Here is a 23,950-nt window from a genome sequence, read left to right as displayed (position 1 = left end):
AATTCCTGAATGGAGCTGACGTCGCCCATTTGGCGCGCAGATTGCTTGTGCTTCAGAAGGCGGCGACCGCCGCTGCGTTATTTTTGGTCGGTTGATTGGAAAACATGGACCATTCGGGATTGGCAGATCTGAAGCCGCGGTTGGTGCTTACCGGCATTACCAAGCGTTATCCCAGCGTCGTCGCCAATGACGACATCTCCTTGAGCGTCCGCCCGGGCGAAATTCATGCGGTGCTGGGAGAGAATGGCGCCGGCAAAAGCACGCTGATGAAGATCATTTACGGCGTCACCAAGCCCGACGCCGGGACCATCATGTGGAACGATCAATATGAAACCATCGCCGCGCCTTCGCAGGCGCGGCGCATGGGCATCGGTATGGTGTTCCAGCATTTCTCCCTGTTCGAGACGTTGACGGTCTGGGAAAATATCGCCCTGGCGCTGGACGAACATGTCCCGACGGCGCAACTGGCGGCCCGGATTACCGAAGTGTCGGAGAAATACGGGCTTCCCATCGACCCGTATCGCCTCGTTCACAGCATGTCGGTCGGCGAAAGGCAGCGCGTCGAGATCGTGCGTTGCCTGCTTCAGGAACCCAAGCTCCTGATCATGGACGAACCCACCTCCGTGCTGACGCCGCAGGCCGTCTTGATCCTGTTCAAGACGCTTCGTCGCCTCGCTTCGGAAGGCTGCAGCATTCTTTATATCAGCCACAAGCTCGATGAAATTCGTTCGCTCTGCGATACCGCGACGGTATTGCGCGGCGGCCGTGTCAGCGGCAGCGCCATCCCCCGCAACGAAACCAATGAAAGTCTCGCCCGGTTGATGATCGGCGGCGAGCTGGCGGAATGCCATCTCACGCCGCGCGAGCCGAAGGAAGTTCGGCTCGAGGTCGAGCGCCTGTCGCTGCCGACGCCGGATCCGTTCGGCACATCGCTCAAGGATATCAGCCTGACGGTACGGAGCGGCGAGATTCTGGGCATCGCCGGCGTTTCGGGAAACGGCCAGAAGGAATTGATGGCGGCGCTCTCGGGCGAACGGCTGAGCACCGGATCCATGATCAAGCTGCTCGGGCAGCCGGTCGGCGCGCTCGATCCGGCGAAGCGCCGCACGGTCGGGCTGACCTTTGTTCCCGAAGAGCGTCTCGGTCGCGGCGCGGTGCCGCCGATGAGTCTGGCTTACAACGCGCTGCTCACGGGCGCGCGAAAAGGCATGGTGCTGAACGGGCTGATCCATCCCTCCGTGATGCGGACCTTTTCCAAAACCGTCATCGAACGTTTCAAGGTCAAATGCGGCGGTGAGCAGTCCGTCGCCTCGAGCCTGTCCGGCGGCAATCTCCAGAAATACATCGTCGGGCGGGAGACCATGTTGCAGCCGAAAATGATGATCGTGGCTCAGCCGACATGGGGCGTGGATGTCGGTGCGGCCCAGCTGATCCGGCAGGCGCTGATCGACCTGCGCGACCAGGGCGTGGCGCTGCTGGTGATATCGGAAGAGCTCGATGAGCTTTTCATGATCAGCGATCGGCTCTGCGTTTTGGCCGCCGGACGTCTTTCCCCTTCGGTCAAGCCGGCGGAGACGTCGATCGAGCAGATTGGGACATGGATGAGCGGCAAGTTCGGCGAAGGTGAAAACGACGCCTCGACGCCTGCGGCTTCGTATCTGGAGGCTGCCCATGCTTAGGCTCGAGCGGCGCGCAACGCCATCTTCGACGATGAGTATTGCCTCGCCCCTGCTGGCGGCGGCCGGCATGCTGGTAACCGGATTCCTGTTGTTCAGCGCGCTGGGCAAGGATCCGCTGGAAGCATTCTATCTGTTCTTCATCAAGCCGCTGTCGAGCACCTACGGCATCGGCGAACTGCTCCTGAAGACGACGCCATTATTGCTCTGCGGATTGGGGCTTGCGCTGGGCTTTCGGGCCAATGTCTGGAACATCGGCGCTGAGGGACAACTGACCATGGGCGCGATCGCCGGCGGCGGCGTCGCGCTCTGGTTCGGCGACAGCGATTCCAGCTTTGCGATGCCGTTGATGTTGCTGGCGGGTATCCTTGGCGGGATGGCGTGGGCCGCGATTCCGGCTTTCCTCCGAACCCGCTTCAACACCAACGAAATTCTCGTCACGCTGATGCTGGTCTATATCGCCCAGCTCATGCTGTCCTGGCTGGTGCATGGACCGTGGCGCGATCCGCAGGGACAGAATTATCCGCAATCGCAAGGGTTCGGCGATGCCGAAACCATGTCTGTTCTGATCAACGGAACGCGCGTGACCTGGGGCATCGTTTATGCCGTGGGACTGGCGCTGATCGCCTGGGTTTTCTCGGAGAAGACCTTCGCCGGTTTTAGGATGCAGGTCGCGGGGCTGGCGCCCGCTGCCGCGGCCTATGCCGGCTTTTCGGAGAAGCGCAACATCTGGATCGCGCTGATGCTGTGCGGCGCGACCGCCGGGCTTGCCGGCATTTGTGAGGTCGCCGGTCCGATCGGACGGCTGCAACAGGAAATTTCTCCCGGCTATGGCTTTGCCGCGATCATCGTCGCCTGGATCGGGCGATTGCATCCGATCGGCGTGGTGTTCGGGGCGTTGTTGATGTCGTTGCTCTATCTCGGCGGCGAGGCGGCGCAGATGGGAATGGGATTGCCGTCCGCTATCACCGGACTGTTCCAGGGATTGCTGCTGTTCTATTTGCTGGCTGCGGATTTGTTCATCTATTTCCGGCTGAAGCGGGTGGGGGTGGTGGAAAGCCCCGAGCCGAAGCCCGCGATACGCGTGGAGGGCGCCGTATGAATCCTCTCATCCCGATGATTGCCAGCACCGTGCTGGCGGCCACGCCGCTGATTTACGCCGCGCTGGGCGAAACCGTTGTCGAAAGATCGGGGGTCCTCAATCTCGGCATTGAAGGCATGATGCTGATCGGCGCGGTGGCCGGCTTTGCCGCGACCCGTAGCAGCGGAAGCGATGCCGTCGGTTTCCTGGCGGCGGCTGCGGCCGGTGTCGCGTTGTCGCTGATTTTCGGTTTTCTGACGCTCAACCTGCAAACCAATCAGGTGGCGACTGGTCTCGCGCTGACCCTGTTCGGGATCGGCCTGTCGGCCTTTGTCGGGCATAATCTGGCCGGGCTGCCGGTAGCGCGTCTGGCGCCGATTACGATTCCCGGACTGACCGCCATCCCCGTGATTGGCGATCTTTTGTTCCACTACGACATCATGGTCTATCTTTCGGTCGCGCTTTTCATCGGCGTGCAATGGTTCCTGACCAAGTCCCGTGCGGGCCTGACATTGCGGGCGATCGGGGAATCGCCGGGCGTCGCCCACGCCATCGGCAAACCGGTTCTGACCACCCGTTACCTGGCGGTGATGTTCGGCGGCGCGACCGCGGGCATCGCGGGTGCCTATCTTTCGCTGGTGCAGACGCCGATGTGGGTCGAGGGCATGTCGGCCGGCAAGGGCTGGATTGCGCTCGCGCTCGTCGTCTTCGGCACGTGGAAGCCGGCGCGTGTCGTCATCGGCGCCTATCTGTTCGGCGGCGTCACCCAGTTTCAACTTTTCGCGCAAGGATTTGGTTTGCCGATTCCAACCGAGTTTCTGTCGATGTTGCCCTATGCGGCCACCGTCGTCGTTCTCGTCATCATCTGTCGCGATCCCAAAACGATTTTGCTGAACCAGCCGGCCTCGCTCGGGCACAGCTTTCATTCAGCCGCCTGAGAACGGCGTCCGCAGTCGGGACTCGACACTCACTTTCAGCTCCAACCAGAAGGAAGAACGATGCAGTCAAGTAAGATTTGGAAAACGATCCGCTTGTGTCTTGCGGCGGGTCTCATGGCGACAACGTCGGTGGCGGCGTTCGCCGCCGAGCCGCTCAAGGTCGCTTTCGTCTATCTCGGCCCGGTCGGCGACGGCGGCTGGACCCAACAGCACGACATGGCCCGGAAAAAACTCGAAGCGGCGCTCGGTTCCGCGATCAAGACCACCTATGTCGAGAACGTGCCCGAGACGGCCGATTCCGAGCGCGTGTTTCGCCAGCTTGCCGCCGATGGCAACAAGCTGATCTTCGCGACATCGTTCGGCTATATGGAGTCGCTTCAGAAGGTCGCGAAGCTGTTTCCCGACGTCAAATTCGAACACGTCAACGGCTTCAAGACCGCGCCCAACATCTCGGTTTACGAGCCTCGCTTCGAGGAAGGTTTTTATCTGATCGGCGTCGTCGCGGGCCAGATGACGAAGAGCAATACGCTTGGCTTCATCGGATCTTTCCCGATCCCGAGCGTGATGCGCAACGTCGACTCGATGACCCTTGGCGCGCTTTCGGTCAATCCCAAGGTCAAGATGAAGCCGATCTGGGTCAATACCTGGTACGATCCGGGCAAGGAGCGTCAGGCGGCGGATACCCTCATCGCGCAGGGGGCCGACGCCGTTGCCCAGAACACGGATTCGCCGGCCTCGATTCAGGCGGCGCAGGAGAAGGGCACCTACGCCTTCAGCATCGATGCCGACATGTCGAGCTTCGGCAAGAAGGCGCAGCTCACCGGTTCGACCGAGGACTGGAGCGGCTATTACATCGCCGAAACCAAGAAGGTCCTGGACGGCAGCTGGACCGGCAACCGGCACACGCGTTGGGGCATCAAGGAAGGAATGGTGGTGATGGCGCCGCTCAATCCTGATATTCCGCCGGCCGCCGTGAAGATTTTCGAGGACAAGAAAGCCGCGATCGTCGCCGGTACGCTGAACCCCTTCGCCGGGCCGATCAAGGACAGCACCGGCAAGGAAATGGTTGCCGCCAATGCGGCGATGTCGGACGCCACCTTCAACTCGCTCAACTGGTATGTCGAGGGCGTCGAAGGCAGCGTTCCCAAGTGAGCCGTATCCGAGGTGTGCCGCCTCCAGGCTCGCCTCGGAATCCTGAATTGTGCCGGCGTCTCGGTGACGAGATGCCGGCGCATCGTTTGACAGGATGATCGATGACAGGAAGTTTCCCCGCCGTGGTTTCGTCCTTTGGGAGAGGCCGCCATGACATCCACGCTTGAGGCTATTCATGTCTCGAAGGCCGCTCTGCCGATCATCGACATCGGTGGCCTTTCATCCAGCGCGCCGAGCGACCGGAAAGCGGTCGGCCAGCGTCTTCGGGCGGCTTGTCTCGACAACGGATTCTTTTACATCGCGAACCACGGCGTGCCTGTGGACTTGATCGATGCGCTTTTTGACCAGACAAGGCGCTTCTTCGATCGACCCGTAGCCGCAAAGCAGGCTGTCGATAAAAGTCTTTCCTTCTGCCAGCGCGGCTACGAGCCGCTGCGGGCGCAGACGCTGGAAGCGGGCGCGCCGCCGGATCTCAAGGAAAGTTTTTACATCGGGCCTGAGCTGCCGCTTGACGATCCCCGGGTGGTGGCGCGGCGCTTCAATCACGGCCCCAACCAGTGGCCGGCCGCCATGCCGGATTTTCGGCCGGTAACCGAAGCCTATTTCAACATCATGCTTGGTCTGAGCCGTACCCTGATGGGCGGATTGGCGCTGGCGCTCGACCTCGACGAGGATTATTTCGCGGCCTATTGCACCAATCCGCATGCCACGCTGCGCTTGCTGCATTATCCTCCGCAGCCCGCAAATGCCGCTCCCGGCGAAAAGGGCGCCGGCGCCCACAGCGATTTCGGAGGCCTGACGCTGCTGTTGCAGGATCGAATCGGTGGCCTTCAGGTTCAGGGCAATACCCGCGATCAGTGGATTCATGCCACACCAATTCCAGGTACCTTTGTCGTCAATCTCGGCGACATGATCGCGCGCTGGACCAATGATCGGTTTCGCTCGACCGTGCATCGGGTCGTCAACGCTTCCGGCCGTGAGCGTTATTCCGTCCCGTTCTTCTTTTCCGGCAATCCCGATCAGGAGGTCGAGTGCCTGCCGTCCTGCCTGGAGGACGGTGACGTCCCGAAATATCCACGCACCACGGTCGAGGGCCATCTTCGGGAGATGTATCGGCGGACCTACAAGTAAACGGTCTCGTTGATCCAGCGCGGTTATGCCGGTGCGATATGTCTGACTTCGATCCCGTCATTCTTATTCATGGCGCCTGGCAAGGCTCCTGGGCCTGGGCGCGCTTCATGCCCTATCTCGAGGCTGCGGGCCTGTCGGCCCACGCTGTCGATCTTCCCGGCAACGGCGCAGACGGTTCAGACCCCGCCGACGTCACGTTCGAGGCCTGCCTGCAACATGTCCACCGCATCGTCGGCGCCCTTGGCCGGCCGGTCAGCCTGGTCGGCCACTCCGGCGGCGGACTTCTGATAACGGCTTTCGCCGAGCGTTGGCCGCAATCCGTGTCGCGGCTGGTGTATGTGGTCGGGATGATGCTGCCGGACGGGACCGGCTTTGAGCAACTCGTCACCTCGGTCAGGCCACGGCATCCGGAAGCCTCCGGTATCTGGCCATATCTCGAATGGTCGGCTGACCGCAAGGTGTCGCGCGTGCCGGCTGAGGCGGCGATCGCGATTTTCCTGCACGATTGCCCGGAAAGCGACGCGGCGGCGGCGGCCGCGCAATTGACGCCGCAGGGCGAGGGCGGGCGCGCGGTGACGACGCCCGCAACGGCGGAGCGTTACGGCAGGATCCCGCGTCTCTATGTCGAAGCCTTGCAGGACAGGTCGGTGATCCTGCCGGTGCAGCGCGCCATGCAGGCCCTAGCGCCCGGTGCCTCGGTGGTCTCCCTGCCGACAGGACATGCCCCGCAGTTTTCCGTGCCAGCTCGGCTGGCGGAAGCAATCATTCCCTTTCTGACTTCCGCCATGTGACCGAAGGGAACTTCGATACTTTCATGCGCACATGGCCGAACTCAGGAACCGCGGGTGTCCGTCAGTGGTGACCAGGTCATGAACGATTTTACGTCGAATGCTCTCGCCAGGCTTGTTGCCGATCTCGGCGATATTCCCGTCGTCACCGATCCCAGGGTCGTTCGCCGGCGCTCGCGCGATTTCTTCTGGTACAGCCCGATCTTGAACGAACAACTCGATGGCAAGTCGGCCGATCTGATCGTCGCGCCGCGTGACGAGGCGGAAGTGGTGCGCGTGGCCGCCGCCTGCGCGCGCCATCGGATTCCGATCACGGTGCGGGCGGGAGGGACCGGCAATTACGGTCAGGCCGTACCGTTGCAAGGCGGGGTGTTGCTCGACATCACGGCGCTGACAGGTATCGAATGGTTCAAGCCCGGCGTGGTCCGGGTCGGCGCCGGCGCCAAGCTGAACGCCATCGACACCGAGTTGCAGCCGTTGGGCTGGGAGTTGCGGATGCATCCGTCCACCAAGCGCACCGCCACGGTCGGCGGGTTCGTGGCGGGCGGATCGGGGGGAATCGGCTCGATCACCTATGGCGGCCTGCGCGAGCCCGGCAACATCCTGGCCGCCCGTGTGGTGACGGTCGAGGAGGCGCCGCGGATCATCGAACTGCGCGGCGACGCGGCGCAGAAGATCAACCGCGCCTACGGCACGACCGGCATCATCACCGCGCTCGAAATGCCGTTGTCACCGGCCTGGAAGTGGATCGATGTCGTGGTCGCCTTCGACGACTTCGTGGAGGCTGCAGCTGTCGGTTACGAAGTGGCCCTGGCCGACGGCATCGTCAAGAAACTGCTCGCGCCGATTACCGCGCCGCTGCCGTCCTATTTCGGCGCGCTGAAACCCTATTGCCCCGACGGCAAGAGCATCCTGATCGCGATGATCGCGGAGCCGTCGCTGGAGAGCTTCAGATCGCTGCTGGGGGGCCGCGGCGCCGTCACGCTGGAAATGCCGACCGACGACAGCCCCGGTCAGGTACCGCTCTATGAATATAGCTGGAATCATACCACGCTGCAGGTGCTGAAATCCGATCGTTCCGTCACCTATCTGCAATGCCTCTATCCGCACGATCGTCTGATGGGGAAGGTCGTCGAGATGCGGGAATTGTTTCCCGATGAAGTGCTGCAGCATCTCGAATTCATCCGTTTCAACGGCCGTGTCGCCTGTAGCGGGTTGCCTGTCGTGCGCTATACCAGCGCGGATCGGCTGAACGAGATCATCCGGATGCACGAGGAACGTGGCGTCTATATCGCCAACCCGCACGTCTTCACCGTCGAGGATGGCAGCCGTTACAAACGCGCCGACGCCGATCAGCTCGGCTTCAAGCATGAGGCCGATCCGTATGGCCTGCTCAATCCCGGCAAGATGCGGAGCTTCGTGAGTGGGAGGACGTAACATGCGGGTGCTGTACGTCTATTGTCATCCGCTCGATGACAGCTTTCACGCGGCGATCCGGAAAGAGGCGCTGGCCGGGCTCAACCAGGCAGGGCACACCGTCGACCTGCTCGACCTCTATGCCGAGGGGTTCGATCCGGTGCTGAATGCGGAGCGGCGCCGTGATTATCACGATCCGGCGCGCAACCGGGCCAACAACCAGGCCTATGCCGACCGCCTGATCGCCGCCGACGCCCTGGTCGTGCAATTTCCGACCTGGTCGTTCGGTCCGCCCGCGATGTTGAAAGGCTGGTTCGACCGGATGTTTGGCCCCGGCATCGCGCTGGATTTGTCCGAGCCGTCCCGGGCAAAGCCGATGTTGCTGCACATCCGGCGCATCACCGGAATCGCGACCTACGGCCGCCCGCGCTGGCAGGCGATCGGCATGGCCGACCCGCCGCGCAAGATCATCAAGCGCTATCTGCCGTGGTTCACCGGCTCCAGGGCCAAGGTGCGCTATTATGCGCTGTACCACATGAACACGGCGACGCCCGGGAAGCGGAGCCGCTTTCTCGCCAGGGTCCGGCGGGAAATGGAACGATTTTAGCTGGAGCGTTCGGTTTGAGATGCTCCTGTTCCAATGGAGTCCAGGCGGACGGGGTCACTGATTTGCCCGACAGGCTGTCGGGTGATTTGGCTGTCCAGTGCCGCAGCGAAAAATATTCTGCTTCTACGCCAGCTAAAATCAGCTTTATCAATTCCGCCGTTCCGGCCCGAAAGAGGGGCGTATCGCGATCGTCACGAACGTTGGGCGCGGAATGCGATGGACGCGGAGTGCCGCAAGACGAACGGCGCTTGGCGGACGGCGAAGTCGTGTGGTCCTGGCACCTCGACGCTGGTGCTAAGCTTTCTGCGGGATGATCCGCGTGAGCGACGGTGGCAAGAAAGCCCGATCGCCGGGGAGAGCACGAAGCAAGCCGTTAAAACCGTCGTGCAGGGAATGCCGGGTTCGCTTCCGGTGTACCTGTGGTGACTAACTCGTGTGCTTTTTACTTTTGCACGCGAGGCTGCGGGTGCAACGGGCACCCGGCATTCCCTGCGCCCTCTCTTGAGGGGCGCCTGCGCCCTCTTATCGAGGGACAGCGTTCATGCAGCAACCCGGGCGCGCCGCGCCGCGGGAATGCGGCCGCGCATCCATTCGGCTGTCTGGAGATTTAATCGGACGTTGCTTGGCTAGGCATCATCCGATGCCGCGACAGCTTCGATTTCGACGAGAAATTCCGCGCGCACGAAGCCGGATACGATCATCAGCGTCGAAGCGGGCGGCGTTCCGGGGAATTGCCGGTCGCGCGACCGCATGTAGCCCTGCATATGGTCGCGCGCCGTCACATAGGCGTTGAGACGGACGATATTCGCCATCGTCATGCGATCCTCGGCGAGGATGGCCGCGATATTGGCGAAGCAAAGGTCGGCCTGGGCTTCGCAATCCGCCGGAACGGTTTCGTCGGCGCCGAGGCCGAGCTGGCCGGAGATAAACACCAGCCGGTGCCCGGCAGGCACCGCGATCCCGTGGCTGTAGCGTGCAAAGGGAGGTTTGATCGAGTTCGGGGCAAGTGCGCGCAAGGGGCGTGCCTCCTGGCAGGTGAAACGGGGTGCCGCATGTTATGTCGATTTTGCCGGCGGCGTCATTGGCTGATTCAGGAATTTGCCATATTCGCAACGATCCCGAGGCCGTCGTCGACACGGGCCGCAAGATCGAAAAGCACATGCTCCCAGATCGGCGGGGAATGCTGATGCGCCAGCGCCTGCTCGAATTGATTCGCGCCGGCAACGAGGAGGAGCAGTCCCGGCAGGAACCCGCCTAGCTATGAAGAATCGAAATGGCGTGTTGGATTTCGTCGTCGTTCAGGTGAGCGGCTTGGCCGGATGCCTCGGCGAAATGTCTTGCGACGCGTTCGATCACGGCCCGGCCTGTTTTCGTCGATGGATTGCCCGGCCTTTGCTCAAGCTGCCGCACCAGTGCGCCGATTTCGATCTGCTCCGCCGACAATTCATCGGCCTTGATCCGCCGGTAGAACTCGTCGGTGGGCTGGCTCAACAAATCTCCGCCCTTCAACCGGCGGCGCAGCGCGCGAAGCGGCCGGATGACCTCGTTGCGCCAGCCGGAAATGGTGTGATCGAGCCTTGCGATCTCATCCGCCTGGAAATCCGCGCCGCCGCGCACGGCATAGAACAGGATGGTCAGCAGGAAACTTACATCGACGCCCAGCCGGTCCTGAAGCGCCAGGCAAGCCTGCGAGACGCCGGGCTTTGCATAGAGTTCGACCACAAATTGCCAGCAGCGCTGGCCTTCGGCAGATTCGACCATTGTTCCGCAGCCGTTGTTAAGAGTAACGGATGTTTATGCGCTCATATCCGATGCCGCGATACCGGAAAACGCATGGCGGTTCGCGCGTTTATGCCAGGCATTGCTATGCTATGAGCGGACGCCGATCGGGGTAATCACGCCCGGACTTGTTCCGGCATTACCCCGGCTTTGGTCCGGACCCGGCTCGCCCCAGCGTTTGACGAGTTTGCAATCGATGTCGAACAGGTCGAGCGCCCGGCCGACCGTGTGATTGACCATGTCGTCGATGGTTTCGAACTTGGCGTAAAACGCCGGCACCGGGGGCATGATGATGGCGCCCATTTCCGCAAGCCGCGTCATGCTGCGCAGATGCCCGAGATGAAGCGGCGTTTCGCGGGCCAGCAGCACAAGCCGTCGCCGTTCCTTGAGCACGACGTCTGCCGCGCGGGTCAGCAATGTGGAGGTTACGCCGGTCGCAATCTCCGACAATGTCCGGATCGAGCAGGGCGCAATGATCATGCCCATGGTCTTGAACGAACCGCTGGAGATCGAGGCGCCGATATCGTCGATGCGGTGAACGACGCTGGCGATCCTTGCAAGCGCCGCGACCTTGGTATTCGTTTCGTGCGCCAGCGTGATCTGCGCGGATTTTGTCATCACCAGATGGGTCTCGTAGCCGAGCTGGTGCAATATTTCGAGGGTGCGGATGCCGTAAATGACGCCGGATGCCCCGCTGATGCCGACGATCATTCGGCGCCGATCGCTAGTGCTCATGTTTCAGCCTCGGTTCAACGGGTGGCGGCGACGCGCAAGCCGAGCGCCTCGATGATGTTGCGGTAGGTCTCGTCCTGCTTGGCCAGATAGGCTTTGGCCTCGTCACCTTGCAGGAACACGATCGCCGCACCGGCGTCTTCCATGCGTTTTTTCAGTTCGGGATTTTCGACGGCGGTTTTGAGGCTGTCGGCGAGCTTTTGCTTCACGGCCGGAGGCGTGCCGGCCGGCACGAAGATGCCATGGAATGCGCCGACCGTCAGGTCGACGCCGTTATCCTTGAATGTGGGAAGATTTCCGTAGATCGGCGAAGCTGCGTCGGCAGCGACCGCCAGAATGCGGACTTTCTTGCTCTCCACGAGGCTCTTGTAGGAAACCGGAACCGCGAAATGCACATCGATGTTGTGGCCGGCGAGCGCGATCGCCCCGTCGGTGTCGCCCTTGAAGGGAACGCCGACCATGTCGAGGCCCGCGGCCCGCATGAAACCTGCTGCAAAGATCTGCGACGAGGCGCCGGGGATCATGCCGAGACGGAACACGCCCGGCTTGCCTTTGGCGTCGGTGACGAGATCCCGCAGCGTTTTCCAGGGGGCGTTGTCAGCCACCGCAAGCGCCGCCGGATCGGCATTGACGATCGCGACCAGGTCGAAGCTCTTGAGCGACAAGGGTGTGGGAACCGTGTATTGCGCGGTCACTGCCGCGGTTGAGAAAAAGCCGATCGTGTAGCCATCGGGTGCCGCTTCCGACACCTCGTTCGAGCCCAGCACGCTGCTTGCACCGGGCTTGTTGATCACGGCGACCGGCTTGCCCAGCGCGTCTTGCAGGCTTTGTGCAAAAATCCGGCCGATCACATCGGTTCGTCCGCCAGCCGGAAACGGAATGATCATGGTCACGGGCTTGCTTGGAAAGGTCTGCGCATGGCTGGATATTGTGGCGGCAACCGTCGCGGCGAGAAGCAGTGACCTGATCGTTTTCATCCAGTTGGCTCCGTGATGATGAGGAATGATTCGCCGTCGAGGCAGCTGCTCCCTGTTGCTTTGACGTCAGATGATCGTATTGGCGCGCCGCATGCTGTCGATCATGGAGGAGCGCATGAGAACGGCTTTCGCAAGCGATGGGTCCTGCGAGGCGCGCCGCATGTCGTCGAGCCGCGACAGTCTGATGCTCTCGTCGGTCTCTTCCAGCAGGCGTTTATTACGGATCGAGGATTCCTGAACATATTCGATATTGGCCGTTCGCCGCTGCCGAACGTAACGATCGAGCAAATCGTCGGAAACTGTTTCCCGGATGACACGAATGAGCTTGTCGGTCAGGTTCATGGCATCCTGCAATCCGCAGTTCAGGCCAAAGCCGCCGATCGGGTTGTTGAGATGGGCCGCGTCTCCGGCGATCAGGATTCGGCCGTTGCGGAAGGTGGTGGCCACACGCTGATGGACCCGATAGATCGTGCGATGGACGATCTCGTAAGGCGTCGGTTTCGGCTGTACCGATTGGAGCCGCTGCTGGATGACGGCTTCGGACAGCGCCTCCTGCTCGCTCTCGTTCGGGTCGCATCCGTAAAGAAAGCGCCATAGGCCCGGCGGCCCCTGGTCCGGCAGGCGAAACACCGCGCACCACTCCACGGGGTGGGAGATATAGGCGGTATCGGTGAAGCCATGCTGGCCGAGATCATAGGTCGTGCTGATCAGCGCGAACCGTTCGGGGAAGGTGAAGCCGTCGAATTCGATGCCTGCGGATTTGCGAACAATGCTGCCGCCGCCGTCCGCGCCGATGACCCAGCCGCCTTCGAATTCTTCGAGCCCATCAGGCGTTTGCACCGAGACACGAACGCCGCTGCCGGTTTGGGCGACGTCTTCCACGCGGCAGGAAAACCGCACTTCCGCGTGGGGTATCTTGCGCAATTGTTCCAGCACGATCGGGGTGAAACGATGCTGCTCGAGATGAAGCCGGAACGGGAATGGCGTCTCGTCGCCGAGCAGGGAGAGCTCGAACGTGCCGATGACGCCCTTTTCCCGGTCGCGAAGCTGCCATTTATGCACGGGAATACCGATCTCAAGCAGTTTCGCCGTCAGCCCGAGCGGCTCCATCACTTCCAGGGTGGGCGGGTGAAACGAGCCCGCCCGCAGATCCATGAACAATTCGGAATACGCTTCCAGCACGAGCACTGGCACGTCGTGCGTGGCCAGGTTGAGCGCGCATAGAAGACCCACGGGGCCGCCGCCAACGATGATGACTTTCTCGCGGGACTTCATTGTCTTGTTTCTCCCGGAATGGCTTTGCAGCAGACGTCAGGTAAGATCGGGGAGGCCGTAATCGCTCCACTGGTCCTGCACGGTCTGCATCATTTGGCGCGGCGGTATCGAACGCTGCGGATAGGCGTGCTTGCGCGTTGCATCGATGCCGATCTTGCCGCTGTAGATCGCCATTTCCTTCGGCATCGAAGGATCGAGCGGAAGGCCCGTGCCTTTTTCCCAGATGGTGTGGTCGCGGTCGGGCTGCACGCGGGTTGCGACGTGCCAGGTCACATCGTCGTCGTTGTAGATATCGCAGTCGTCTTCGACCACGATGACCTGCTTGGCGCGGTTCGGATAAACTGCCCAGCATCCCGAATAGACCGCTTTCGCGTGCGAGGGAAACTGCGGCTTGATCTTCACGACGACGTGCGACTGGCACGACATCGGATGAACATAGACGTCGAGCACGCCGGGAATGCCGCACTGGCGCAGTCCGGTGAGCAGAATCGATTCCATCGCGATATCCTTGATGCAACTGCCTTCGCTCGGCGGCATCTGCTCCTGGAATCCCTGGTGAATCGTGCCGTTGCGGTAGGTGATGGCCGTGACCTCGATGACCGGCGACTGGGCGACGGGGCCCATATGGCCGTAGAATTCACCGAATGGCCCCTCCTGCTCGCGGAAATGCGGCTGGACGATTCCCTCGATGATCATTTCGGCATGCGCCGGCACCATCAGATCGACGGTTTCGCATTTCACGACTTCCATCGCCTGGCCGCCAAGTCCGCCGGCGACCGCCATTTCGTCGACGCCGTAAGGCACGCGCCCCACCGATGTCATCCCGAGATAGGGCGGTGAACCGATCGCGATCGCAATCGGCATCGGCTTGTTCGCGGCCTCATATTTTTGCATGATGACGCCGGAATGTTTGGCTGGCTGCACCAGCACTCCGATCCGGTTCGGTCCCTTGATCATGCCGCGATAGACGCCGGCGTTCTGAATACCGGTCTCCGGATCCTTCTGGATGACGGCACCGGCCGACAGATAGGCGCCGCCGTCGAGGCCCGGCGTCCACGTCGGAATCGGGAATTTCAGCAGATTGATGTCCTTGCCCCGCATGATGTTTTCCTTGCAGGGGCCGGTCTTGACCACGACCGGCGGGATCGGCGCACTCAGCGCTTTCGTCCATTTGGTGCGGATCGCTTCCTTGTCGATGCGGCCATCGACGAAGGGAACGCCAAGCGCGGTCGCGTAAATATCGCGGGATGCACCGAGGGTATTGGTCGCTACCGATGTCTCGAAGCCGGCAATATTTTCGAAGAGCAGCGCGTAGCGGTCGTCGGGCCGCTGATACATGACCTGGCGGGTAATGCAGGCGATTTCCCAGTCCTTGTCGACTTGCCTGGTGATCTTCCGCAGCTTGCCGATCTTCTCCAGATGCGAGAGCAGATCCCGAAGCGACTCGAAATAGGAGCTGTTAGGTACGTGCAACATGGGGCTATCGTTTCCTTGACATGGTGGGCATATCGCCGGTCATCACCGGCAAACGCGAGCAACAAGCGTGCCAGAATAAAAAATGTTTCATTTCACAACTTTGAGCTGGGAAACTCCGGTTCCTTGCCCAGACTTTGCTCAAAAGCCGCAATATTATTGGGCGTGGCAGGTTGGACTCGATCAGGGTTGGCAGTCATCGATATGTGAAATGAAACATTTTTCACGTTGGCACGTCGCTTGCTAGCCGCTATCCGTTAAGGGTGGCGGGAAACGCGTTCCGCTCGTGGAGGACGGCTTGAGCACACTCGCTGACATCGCCCACGGCTTTTCGATCTCATTGCAGCCGATGAGCCTGCTGTTCTGCTTTATCGGCGTGTCGCTCGGTGTCATCGTGGGAATATTGCCCGGCCTCGGTTCGGCCGCGACCATCGCGCTGCTTTTGCCGATCACCTATTTTCTCGATACGCCGACGGCGATCATCATGCTCTCCGGCATCTGGTACGGCTCGATGTATGGCGGATCGATCACATCGATCCTGCTTCGCGTGCCCGGTGAATCCGCATCCGTCATGGTCGCAATCGACGGCTATGAACTGACGAAACAGGGGCGCGCCGGCGTGGCGCTGGGCATATCCATGTTCAGTGCCTTTATCGCGGGAATGTTCGGGTTGGTCGGTTTGAGCCTGCTCGCGCCCACGCTCGCCGACTTCGCGTTGAACTTCGGGCCGCCGGAATATTTTGCGCTTACGCTGCTGGGGCTGACGCTGGTGAGCTATCTGGCGACGAACTCCGTCATCAAGGCGCTTGTCGTGACCGTGTTCGGCCTTCTGCTCGGTACCGTCGGCCTCGACCCCGTTCGAAGCACCGCGCGCTTCACGTTCGGCTCGCTCAGCCTGCAATCCGGTATCGACCTGGTGCCGATGGTGATGGGATTGTTCGGCATCTCCGAGGTCTTCTCCCTGCTTGAGGAGAAGATCGTGGCTTCGGAGGCGATCCGCGCGCCGACGCGGCTGCGCGAGGTCCTGCCGACGCGGCAGGACTGGCGGAATGCCGCGCGGCCCATTGCGCAAGGGACGCTGGTTGGCTTTTTTGTCGGACTGCTTCCGGGTGGCGGAGCGACGGTGTCATCCTATCTGGCCTATGCGGCGGCGAAACGCTGGCGGCATGCCTCGCAGAATTTCGGCGGCGGCGCCGTCGGTGGCGTCGCGGCACCGGAAGCGGCGGCCAATGCGGCGACCTGCGCCGGGTTTATCCCGCTGCTGACATTGGGACTGCCCGAGAACGCCGTGATGGCACTGATGCTGGGCGCTTTCATGCTTCACGGGATTACGCCGGGGCCGACGCTGATGGTACAGCATCCGGAAATGTTCTGGGCGATCGTCACCAGCATGTTCGTCGGCAATTGCATCCTGCTGTGCCTGATGCTGCCGCTGATCGGCTACCTCTCGAAGATCACGCTGGTGCCCAACAGCATCCTGGTGCCCGTCATCGTGCTGGCGTGCCTTGCGGGTGCTTATGGCGTCAATAACAACCCCACAGATATCGCGTCGATGACGGCCTTTGGCGTGCTCGGCTACCTGATGCGGAAATTCGATTTTCCGCTGCCGCCTTTGGTGCTGGCGTTTGTGATCGGTCCCATCATGGAGACTGCGCTTCGGCAGTCCCTGATCATGTCCGGCGGCCATTTTTCGATCTTCGTCAACCGGCCCGTGGCGGGTTCACTGATAGCCGCCGCGCTGCTCATCGGATTGTGGCCTATATTGAGCGCACTGGCCGGCGCGTGGCGAGGTATCCGGGAGGATCCGCGCGCACCACAACCCGCGGAATGAGAGCTTAGAAAATGGATAGGACACCTTGTGGAAGCGGTACGCCAAGTTCCGTGAAGCCGACATAGCAGACGGTGACGGCCGAGACGGAAAAGGCGAGCGCGACAACCCAGCGTAGCCTGCCATAGGCAGTCATCAGAAGGAAGAGAACCGTAATCGTGCTGAGAACGAAACCTGCCTTATCGAGAAGCGCTGCATATGCAAGCAGGACGATAGCCGCCAAGGGTACGGCCCAACTGCGTAAGGTGAAATCCGCTCGTTCATGTTTTGCAGATCGCGGTCGCAGCAGCATGCCGAGGCCGAGGATGGCCAGGATCGCGGACAGTGATTTTGGGAAAAAGCCCGAGTCGGGCGCGCCGACGGTCCCAAAGGGCAAGTTGGTCGCGTTGAGATACAGAAAAACGGCGGTGACGGCTGCGACGATTCCGCAGACGCGATCGGAATTATCGGCGAGAAAGCGAAGCGAGTTTGGACGCATGGGATTCCTCAATAGAGTCACGCACGAGTCGGGAGCCCCTTCAGGGCTTGCAAAACGCGGGCCATGGTGCCGCACGCGCATTCGCCGCGCCATGAGCGAGGCCGCCGCATGAGCAAAACCTGTCTGGTCATCGAACATCTGGCCGTTGAGCATCCCGGTACGCTGGAGCCGACGCTCGAGACGTGCGGATACGAGGTCGTATCGATTCCGGCTGCATCGGTTCGGCGATTTCGCGAACGGGCCGAGGAAGCGGATTTGCTGATCGTGATGGGCGGGCCGATCGGCGTCTATGATGCGCCGGAATATCCGTTCCTGACCGAAGAAATCGACATCATCCGCACCCGCCTCAAGGTGAAACGGCCGGTTCTCGGCATTTGTCTCGGATCGCAGCTGATGGCGGCGGCGCTTGGAGCCAGGGTGTTTCCGGGAACAAACGGCGTCGAACTCGGCTGGGCGCCGGTTCAGTTGACGGCGGACGGGCAACGGCACGCGCTTGCCGAAATTGCGGCGGAGGATTTGCCGGTGCTGCATTGGCACGGCGACACATTCGATCTCCCGGAAGGCGCGACGCTGCTGGCTTCGACGTCGCGTTATGCGAAACAGGCCTTTGCGGTCGGAAATTATGGGCTTGCCTTGCAGTTTCACGTCGAGACCGACGCGGCCGAACTCGAACAATGGTTCGTCGCTTTCGCAGGGGATATCCGCAAGATGGGACCGGACACGCTGTCGAGACTTCGCGCGGACACCGCGAAATATGCCGCCGGCCTTGCCGAGAGAAATGCGCGCTTCGTCTCGCGCTGGCTATCCCAATTATGATTGCTGAAAAATGGGCGGCGCTTGCAAACGCCGAACTGTGGAAAGCGCCTTACGGATTCTAGCGATGTCTGAACCTGAAATCGCCATTGTCGGCAGCGGCCCGAGCGGCTTTTTCGCGGCCGAGGCCTTGTTGAAATCCGATGCCGGTGTGCGGGTGGATATGTTCGACCGGCTGCCGACACCTTACGGCCTGGTTCGCTCCGGCGTGGCGCCGGATCACCAGCAGATCAAGCAGGTCGTCAAGGTCTTCGACGCTCTGGCCACTAACCCCAAATTCGCGTTCTTCGGGAATATCGATATTGGCCGCGATATTCCGCTCGCCGGGCTGCGAAACCGATATGACGCGGTCATTCTCGCTTATGGCGCGTCTGCCGGAACGCCGCTTCCGATTCCGGGCAGCGATCTTCCACAAAGCATCACCGCCACCGATTTCGTCGGCTGGTATAATGGCCATCCGGATTTCGCCGGCCTTGAGCCGCGTTTCGATCACGAATGCGCGGTCGTCGTTGGACATGGCAATGTCGGCATCGACGTCGCGCGCATTCTGCTCAGCGACCATGCAAGGCTCGCAAAGACCGATATTGCCGACCACGCGCTCGAAGCGCTTCGCGAGAGCCGCGTGCGGCGGGTTCACCTGGTCGGACGCCGGGGCCCGGCGCAGGCGTCGTTCACGACCGCGGAATTGCGCGAACTTCTCGGATTGCCCGGCGTTCGGGTCGTGATCGATCAGGACGCCATGCAGCTCAATGAGGAAGAACAGGCGTATCTCGATCTGCCGGTCAATGCGGCGATCAAGCGCAATGTCAGCGTGATGGCCGACGCCATCGCCCGCGAGGCGCATGGCGAGGATGCAAAGGAGCTTCATCTCGATTTTCTCGCAAGCCCGATGGAGATCGAAGGGACAGATCGCGTCCGGTCGGTTCGGTTTGCGCGCAACCGGTTGGAAGGCCCTGCCGACAACCGGAAGGCCGTACCGGGCGCGGAGCATTTTGCGATTTCGGCAGGTCTTGCGATCTCAAGCATCGGATTTCGAGGCAAGCCGTTGGGCAACGCGCCATTCGACGAGCGCCGCGGAATCATTCCCAATGTTGCGGGCCGTGTAACCGGAGAAGCCAACGGCAGTATGCCGCTTTATGTTGCCGGCTGGATCAAACGGGGCGCCACCGGTGTGATCGGGACCAATCGCGCCGATGCGATGGAAACGGTTCGCACGCTGCTATCGGACTTTCGCGAGGGGCGCTGGCCGGTAAAGCCCGGTCGGCCGCGGACCCCTGCGCTGCTTTCAGGTTCCCGGATCGACTTCATGGATTGGAAGCGGATCGATGCCGCGGAATGTCTTTCCGGACGCGAGGCGGGCAGGCCGCGGCGCAAGATCGTGAGCGTTGCGGCGATGCTGGACGTCGCCAGACGGGGGGAGGGGGCGGTTCTGCCGTCCCAGCCGGTCGGATGAGGCCTGGCATGCCATTGAAAAATATATCAATTTTCCAGAGGGGCCGATCGAGATGCAGCTTGAGGCGCGGGGGATTCGCAGCTAAGAGTAGAAATCTATCATGAAACGTGTGGATTCTCTGGGATGGCGCGGAAGCTCAAACGGTCCAATTTAAGCGAGGACGCCTATACGGTGGTCCGCGACATGCTGCTCAATGGCGACCGGTACAATCCGGGCGACAAGGTCAGCGTCGAGGAACTCAGCCGTGAGCTTGGCGTCAGCCGCACCCCGTTATGGGCCGCCATCAACCGGCTGGAGGCCGAGCGCGTGGTCGAGGTCGTGCCGCGGCAGGGGGTGTATCTCGTCGACTACGATCCCGGACGTGCGCTGGAAATGTACATCGCGCGCGAGGCGCTTGAGGGGATGGCTGCGCGGCTCGCGGCCTCCAATGTCACGGACCGCCAACTCGCCATCCTGCAGCGGAGCATCGACGACCAGCGCGCCTGCCTGAGCAGCGGCGACTCCGATGGTTATTATACGCGCACCATCGAATTTCATGAGGAAATTCTCCGTGCGGCCAACAATGTGACGCTCGAACGGCTGCTGAAATCGGTGTTTGCGCAGATGCGGGCGATGCGCATCCAACGCAATTCGATTCCGACGCACCTGCCGCAATCATGCACCGATCACGAAAAGATATTGGCGGCCATCCGCAAGCATGATCCGGATCTCGCCGAACGCGAAGCGCGCAGCCACATCCAGGATCTTGCAACCGCTATTCGGCAGGAGCGCGTGCCGGCGCAGCCGCCCGCGGCCACCAGGGGCAGGCTGTCTGCGCTCGCCCGCTGAACGCTTGCTGTACGGTGTAGCGAGTTTCGGCTTCGTGGCACCGGTAGGCAGCTTGGATTAATTTCGTGGCACCTTGCACAAAGCTGCACCCGTAAGGGCTGCCGGTGCGTTCCATGATGCCGGAGGGGACCGGCGCTCTTCCTGAAATAGCTGGGCGTTATCCGGATTTTGGGGGCTTTCGGTCGAAATCCGGCGAATAGGGGTTCTGGCATGTCGCTTGCTTCGTGAAATGAAACACGAATACTGAGCGGAATTTTATGCTGGCCCAGCAACTCGTCAACGGACTGCTTCTTGGCGGCATCTACGCGCTGGTGGCGCTCGCGTTTTCGCTGACGATCGGCATCCTCAATTTCCTGAATTTCAGTATTCCGGCGCTGTTCATGCTGGGCGGCATCGTCTCCTGCGCAATGTTGTCGAAAGGGTATGGTATCGGCCTCTCGGTAGCTGTGGCGCTCGCCGTCACCGGCGGCGCGTCGCTCATCATCGAGCGTTTCACGTTCCGGTGGCTGAAGAATTCCGACAGCCATATCCCGCTTGTCAGTTCGCTCGGCTTCCTGATCCTGTTCGAAAACCTCGTCGTGATCTATTTCGGATCGGACGCCGTCGGCTATCCGAGCCCGTTTGGCGGCGCGAGCATCCGCGTCGCAAAACTGCTGCTCAGCCTGCCTCAACTCGCAAGTTTCGCCATCTCGCTGGCGCTGATCGTGACCTGTTACGTCGTCGTAACGCGCACCAAGCTTGGGCGAGGCCTTCGCTCTATCGCGGAGAGCTCTGTCATTTCCGAAATGCTCGGCGTCGACGTCGGGCGAACCGTGTCCGGAATGTATCTCATTTCCGGCCTGCTCGCCGGCATGGGTGGCGCGCTGTTCGGCATCAGCTATCTCCAGGTGTCCTGGGACATGGGATCTGAAGTTGCGCTCAAGGGCATTTCGGCGATGGTGCTCGGCGGCATGGGCAACATATGGGGAGCGTTGCTCGGTGCCATGATCATTGCTGGCGTGGAAGTGTTGACCATTTCCTATGTCAGTTCAGAGGCTGTGAACGTCGTTGTCTATGGTCTCCTGCTTCTGCTCATCCTTGTGATGCCGAACGGCCTGCTCGGCGATCGCGCCATTCTGGTCGAGCGCATGTGATGAGCGGCTATGCAACCCAGATTGCCGCGATCCTGATCATCAACGTCGTTGCGGCGTATGCGGCCTACATGCCGCTGGCCTGCGGCCAACTCAATCTCGGCATCGCCGGTTTCATGGCGATCGGGGCCTACACCTCGGCTGTCCTGAACGGACATGGGGTGCCGCTCGGCCTTTCGATCCTGGGCGGCGCCTGCGCCTCGACGATCGCGGGACTTGCGGTTTCGATTCCGGTTCTTCGCGCGCGCGGAATCTATCTGACGATCGCGACGCTGGCATTTTCGGAGGTCGTCGCGGCGGTATTGCTCAACGTGAATGCACTGGGGGGCGCCAGCGGCTTCGTGGTGAACGATCATATGAGCGTCGCTCCGATGGCGGCGGTGATGGTGCTCGTTCTCGCGGCCGTGGTCTGGCTGAGCAGTACACGGTTTGGCCTGTGCATGACGGCGGTCCGAAACGACGGCAGGGGCACCGCGGTATTCGGCGTCAAGGTGCGGCGCGTCGAGATCGCCGCCCTGACGATCGGCGCCGGATTTGCCGGCGTCGCCGGAGCGCTTTACGCCCATCACTTCAACTATCTCGAAGCGCAGCATTTCAATGTGCTGCTCAGCACCTATGCGGTGCTCTACGCACTGCTGGGCGGGCTCCAGACTCCCGTCGGGCCCTTGATCGGGGCGCTCGTGTTTACGCTCGTGCCCGAATTTCTCCGGAGCACCGATCAGTGGCGGTATGTCGGCTTTGGCGTCTGCATCATCCTTTTGATGCTGCTGCGTCCCGAGGGCCTGCTGACGAGGCGTTTGATCCACGATCTGCCGTTCCGGAGGCGCCTCGCATGAAGCCCCTGCTGTTCCTGCACGGTATTACGCTCACCTTTGGCGGGTTGTCGGTGATCGATAATCTCGACATTCAGGTTCGCAAGGGATCCCGTTGCGGGCTGATCGGCCCGAATGGCGCCGGCAAGACGACCATCTTCAATCTGCTGAGCGGCGTCTACCGCGCCACCGCGGGCGAAATCCTGCTTGATGATGAGCCGATCGACGATGTCCCGCTCGACCGGCGCATCGATCTCGGCATCGGGCGGACGTTCCAGAACCTCCGCCTGATGAAGCACCTGACGGTGCTGGAAAATATCATGCTCGGTCAGCACCGTCTGGTCGGGTCGTGGGCGAGAATTCTCGCGCCGCTCGGGGGCAGGTGGAATCGCGCCTGGCGCGACGAAGCCATGGAGGTGGCCGAGACCTTGGGGCTTCGCGACGACGTCGACAGATTGGCCCAGGGCCTTTCTTACGGCGTGCAAAAACGCATCGAGATCGCCCGCGCGCTGGTCGGCCGGCCCCGGCTTCTGCTGCTCGATGAACCGGCTGCCGGACTCAATTCGAGCGAACGCGAGGAACTGGTGACGGTGCTTGCGTCGTCGCTTCCGCGTGACACGACGGTGCTGATCGTCGAGCATGATACCGGCTTCGTCAGAACGCTTTGCGATCATACGGTGGCGCTCAATTTCGGCCGCAAGATCGCCGAAGGCGATCCGGCCTCGGTTTGTGGTCATCCGCTTGTGGTCGAGGCCTATCTCGGAAAGGACGAGCCCATCTATCGCAATCGTCCGCAACCGGCATTGTCGAACGAGGCCGCCTTTCAGAGGAACGACAATGCTGCTTGAGGTTCGCAATCTCAGCGTTTCGTATGGCAAGGTGGCGGCGGTCAATGACGTCAGCCTTCATGTCGAGGAGGGTAGCGTCGCCACCGTGCTGGGCGCCAATGGGGCCGGAAAGACTTCGCTCCTCAATGCGATCATGGGCGTGACGCGCGCGCAAGGCACGCTTCGTTTCGCGGGGCAGACGATATCCGGCTGGTCGTCGGCCCGCCGCGTGTCGGCGGGAATGGCGCTGGTCCCCGAAGGGCGCCGGATATTGTTGTCGCTGACCATCGAGGAAAATCTCCTGATGGGGGCCTATCAGCGGCGGGATCGCGAGATCGCGAGCGATCTGGGCCGGATGTACGAGCTGTTTCCAAATCTTGCGCGGCGGAGGAACGATCCCGGCTCGGTATTGTCCGGCGGCGAGCAACAGATGCTTGCGATCGGACGGGCGCTGATGGCGCGGCCGCGGCTTCTGTTGATGGACGAGCCGTCGCTTGGGCTCAGTCCTCTCTTCGTCCGGGAGGTCTTCAACTTGATCCACAGCCTGAACAGCTCGGGCCTCGCGATCCTGCTGGTCGAACAGAACACCCGGATGGCGCTTCAGGCGGCGCAGTGGGGATACGTCTTGAAGCTCGGCCGTCTCGCGCTCGAGGCGGATACCGAAGAGCTCATGAAATCCGACGATCTCGCCAGAGCCTATCTCGGCGATAACACGACGGCGAAGCATCGCCTGCACGCCTAACGGTTGGGAAAGGA

At 61.6% G+C, this 23,950-nt stretch carries 24 protein-coding genes; 17 read left to right on the top strand and 7 right to left on the bottom strand.

Translation table 11 applies throughout. The features are described from left to right. Positions 1–104 precede the first annotated feature (104 nt). From HB630_RS08680 to HB630_RS08645, 8 genes are all read left to right on the top strand, one after another. Positions 105–1,679 (top strand): ABC transporter ATP-binding protein, encoded by a 1,575-nt coding sequence (locus tag HB630_RS08680; RefSeq protein WP_346656052.1) that lies wholly within the window; start codon positions 105–107, stop codon positions 1,677–1,679. After that, positions 1,672–2,778 (top strand): ABC transporter permease, encoded by a 1,107-nt coding sequence (locus HB630_RS08675; RefSeq protein WP_249780726.1) that lies wholly within the window; start codon positions 1,672–1,674, stop codon positions 2,776–2,778. Before HB630_RS08680 ends, HB630_RS08675 begins: the two co-directional genes overlap by 8 nt. Then, entirely contained in the window at positions 2,775–3,695 is a 921-nt protein-coding gene (locus HB630_RS08670) for an ABC transporter permease (protein WP_213771762.1), read from the top strand. Before HB630_RS08675 ends, HB630_RS08670 begins: the two co-directional genes overlap by 4 nt. 114 nt (positions 3,696–3,809) lie before the next feature. Beyond that, on the top strand, positions 3,810–4,847 hold the full coding sequence (locus tag HB630_RS08665) for a BMP family ABC transporter substrate-binding protein (RefSeq protein ID WP_213771761.1): 1,038 nt from the start codon (positions 3,810–3,812) through the stop codon (positions 4,845–4,847). Positions 4,848–4,997: 150 nt separating this feature from the next. Then, positions 4,998–5,978 carry a 2-oxoglutarate and iron-dependent oxygenase domain-containing protein gene (locus tag HB630_RS08660; protein WP_213771759.1) on the top strand — a complete coding sequence of 327 codons (981 nt, stop codon included), beginning with the start codon at positions 4,998–5,000 and terminating at the stop codon, positions 5,976–5,978. Positions 5,979–6,016: 38 nt separating this feature from the next. Beyond that, positions 6,017–6,769, top strand: coding sequence for an alpha/beta hydrolase (locus HB630_RS08655; RefSeq protein ID WP_213771757.1), 753 nt, complete (start codon positions 6,017–6,019; stop codon positions 6,767–6,769). A 78-nt stretch (positions 6,770–6,847) separates the two neighbouring features. Next, entirely contained in the window at positions 6,848–8,203 is a 1,356-nt protein-coding gene (locus HB630_RS08650) for an FAD-binding oxidoreductase (RefSeq protein WP_213771920.1), read from the top strand. Position 8,204: 1 nt separating this feature from the next. Continuing rightward, positions 8,205–8,789 carry an NAD(P)H-dependent oxidoreductase gene (locus tag HB630_RS08645; RefSeq protein ID WP_213771756.1) on the top strand — a complete coding sequence of 195 codons (585 nt, stop codon included), beginning with the start codon at positions 8,205–8,207 and terminating at the stop codon, positions 8,787–8,789. Between the two features lie 626 nt (positions 8,790–9,415). Here the strand turns inward: HB630_RS08645 and HB630_RS08640 are convergent. After that, entirely contained in the window at positions 9,416–9,805 is a 390-nt protein-coding gene (locus HB630_RS08640; protein WP_213771755.1) for a RidA family protein, read from the bottom strand. A 41-nt stretch (positions 9,806–9,846) separates the two neighbouring features. On the opposite strand from HB630_RS08640, the gene HB630_RS08635 reads away from it, so the two are divergent. Further along, complete coding sequence (locus HB630_RS08635; RefSeq protein ID WP_213771753.1) at positions 9,847–10,047, top strand: hypothetical protein; 201 nt, start codon at positions 9,847–9,849, stop codon at positions 10,045–10,047. Here the strand turns inward: HB630_RS08635 and HB630_RS08630 are convergent. From HB630_RS08630 to HB630_RS08610, 5 genes are all read right to left on the bottom strand, one after another. Then, complete coding sequence (locus HB630_RS08630) at positions 10,044–10,550, bottom strand: TIGR02444 family protein (RefSeq protein WP_213771751.1); 507 nt, start codon at positions 10,548–10,550, stop codon at positions 10,044–10,046. The genes HB630_RS08635 and HB630_RS08630 overlap by 4 nt on opposite strands. A 108-nt stretch (positions 10,551–10,658) precedes the next feature. Beyond that, complete coding sequence (locus HB630_RS08625) at positions 10,659–11,303, bottom strand: UbiX family flavin prenyltransferase (RefSeq protein ID WP_213771748.1); 645 nt, start codon at positions 11,301–11,303, stop codon at positions 10,659–10,661. A gap of 14 nt (positions 11,304–11,317) precedes the next feature. Beyond that, positions 11,318–12,277 (bottom strand): tripartite tricarboxylate transporter substrate binding protein, encoded by a 960-nt coding sequence (locus HB630_RS08620; RefSeq protein ID WP_213771746.1) that lies wholly within the window; start codon positions 12,275–12,277, stop codon positions 11,318–11,320. A 66-nt stretch (positions 12,278–12,343) separates the two neighbouring features. Beyond that, the gene (locus HB630_RS08615) at positions 12,344–13,552 is read right to left on the bottom strand and encodes an FAD-dependent monooxygenase (protein ID WP_213771744.1); all 1,209 of its coding nucleotides are present in this window, start codon (positions 13,550–13,552) and stop codon (positions 12,344–12,346) included. Positions 13,553–13,588: 36 nt separating this feature from the next. Continuing rightward, positions 13,589–15,028, bottom strand: coding sequence for a UbiD family decarboxylase (locus HB630_RS08610; protein WP_213771742.1), 1,440 nt, complete (start codon positions 15,026–15,028; stop codon positions 13,589–13,591). A 295-nt stretch (positions 15,029–15,323) separates the two neighbouring features. On the opposite strand from HB630_RS08610, the gene HB630_RS08605 reads away from it, so the two are divergent. Beyond that, positions 15,324–16,856, top strand: coding sequence for a tripartite tricarboxylate transporter permease (locus HB630_RS08605; RefSeq protein ID WP_213771741.1), 1,533 nt, complete (start codon positions 15,324–15,326; stop codon positions 16,854–16,856). Between the two features lie 4 nt (positions 16,857–16,860). Here HB630_RS08605 and HB630_RS08600 read toward each other — a convergent pair whose 3' ends face one another. Next, positions 16,861–17,469 (bottom strand): tripartite tricarboxylate transporter TctB family protein, encoded by a 609-nt coding sequence (locus tag HB630_RS08600; protein WP_213771739.1) that lies wholly within the window; start codon positions 17,467–17,469, stop codon positions 16,861–16,863. Here HB630_RS08600 and HB630_RS08595 point away from each other — a divergent pair. The 7 genes from HB630_RS08595 (at position 17,440) to HB630_RS08565 (ending at position 23,936) form a co-directional block, all read left to right on the top strand. Further along, the gene (locus tag HB630_RS08595) at positions 17,440–18,147 is read left to right on the top strand and encodes a glutamine amidotransferase (protein ID WP_213771737.1); all 708 of its coding nucleotides are present in this window, start codon (positions 17,440–17,442) and stop codon (positions 18,145–18,147) included. The two genes, HB630_RS08600 and HB630_RS08595, sit on opposite strands and share 30 nt — an antisense overlap. 64 nt (positions 18,148–18,211) lie before the next feature. Further along, positions 18,212–19,597 carry an FAD-dependent oxidoreductase gene (locus HB630_RS08590; RefSeq protein ID WP_213771735.1) on the top strand — a complete coding sequence of 462 codons (1,386 nt, stop codon included), beginning with the start codon at positions 18,212–18,214 and terminating at the stop codon, positions 19,595–19,597. A gap of 123 nt (positions 19,598–19,720) precedes the next feature. Beyond that, positions 19,721–20,425: a GntR family transcriptional regulator gene (locus HB630_RS08585; RefSeq protein WP_213771733.1), complete on the top strand. Its 705-nt coding sequence runs from the start codon at positions 19,721–19,723 to the stop codon at positions 20,423–20,425. A gap of 257 nt (positions 20,426–20,682) precedes the next feature. After that, positions 20,683–21,558: a branched-chain amino acid ABC transporter permease gene (locus HB630_RS08580; protein ID WP_213771732.1), complete on the top strand. Its 876-nt coding sequence runs from the start codon at positions 20,683–20,685 to the stop codon at positions 21,556–21,558. Further along, entirely contained in the window at positions 21,558–22,391 is an 834-nt protein-coding gene (locus HB630_RS08575) for a branched-chain amino acid ABC transporter permease (protein WP_213771731.1), read from the top strand. The genes HB630_RS08580 and HB630_RS08575 overlap by 1 nt, the downstream gene beginning before the upstream one ends. Next, complete coding sequence (locus HB630_RS08570; RefSeq protein ID WP_213771729.1) at positions 22,388–23,215, top strand: ABC transporter ATP-binding protein; 828 nt, start codon at positions 22,388–22,390, stop codon at positions 23,213–23,215. Before HB630_RS08575 ends, HB630_RS08570 begins: the two co-directional genes overlap by 4 nt. Then, complete coding sequence (locus tag HB630_RS08565) at positions 23,205–23,936, top strand: ABC transporter ATP-binding protein (RefSeq protein WP_213771728.1); 732 nt, start codon at positions 23,205–23,207, stop codon at positions 23,934–23,936. The genes HB630_RS08570 and HB630_RS08565 overlap by 11 nt, the downstream gene beginning before the upstream one ends. The last annotated feature ends 14 nt before the right edge of the window (positions 23,937–23,950 follow it).

Origin of the sequence: Bradyrhizobium sp. dw_78, assembly GCF_018449525.1 — a bacterium.
GTDB lineage: Bacteria > Pseudomonadota > Alphaproteobacteria > Rhizobiales > Xanthobacteraceae > Bradyrhizobium.
The sequence above is the reverse complement of the archived record's forward strand: the minus strand, read 5'-3'. Positions and strand labels throughout refer to the sequence as shown.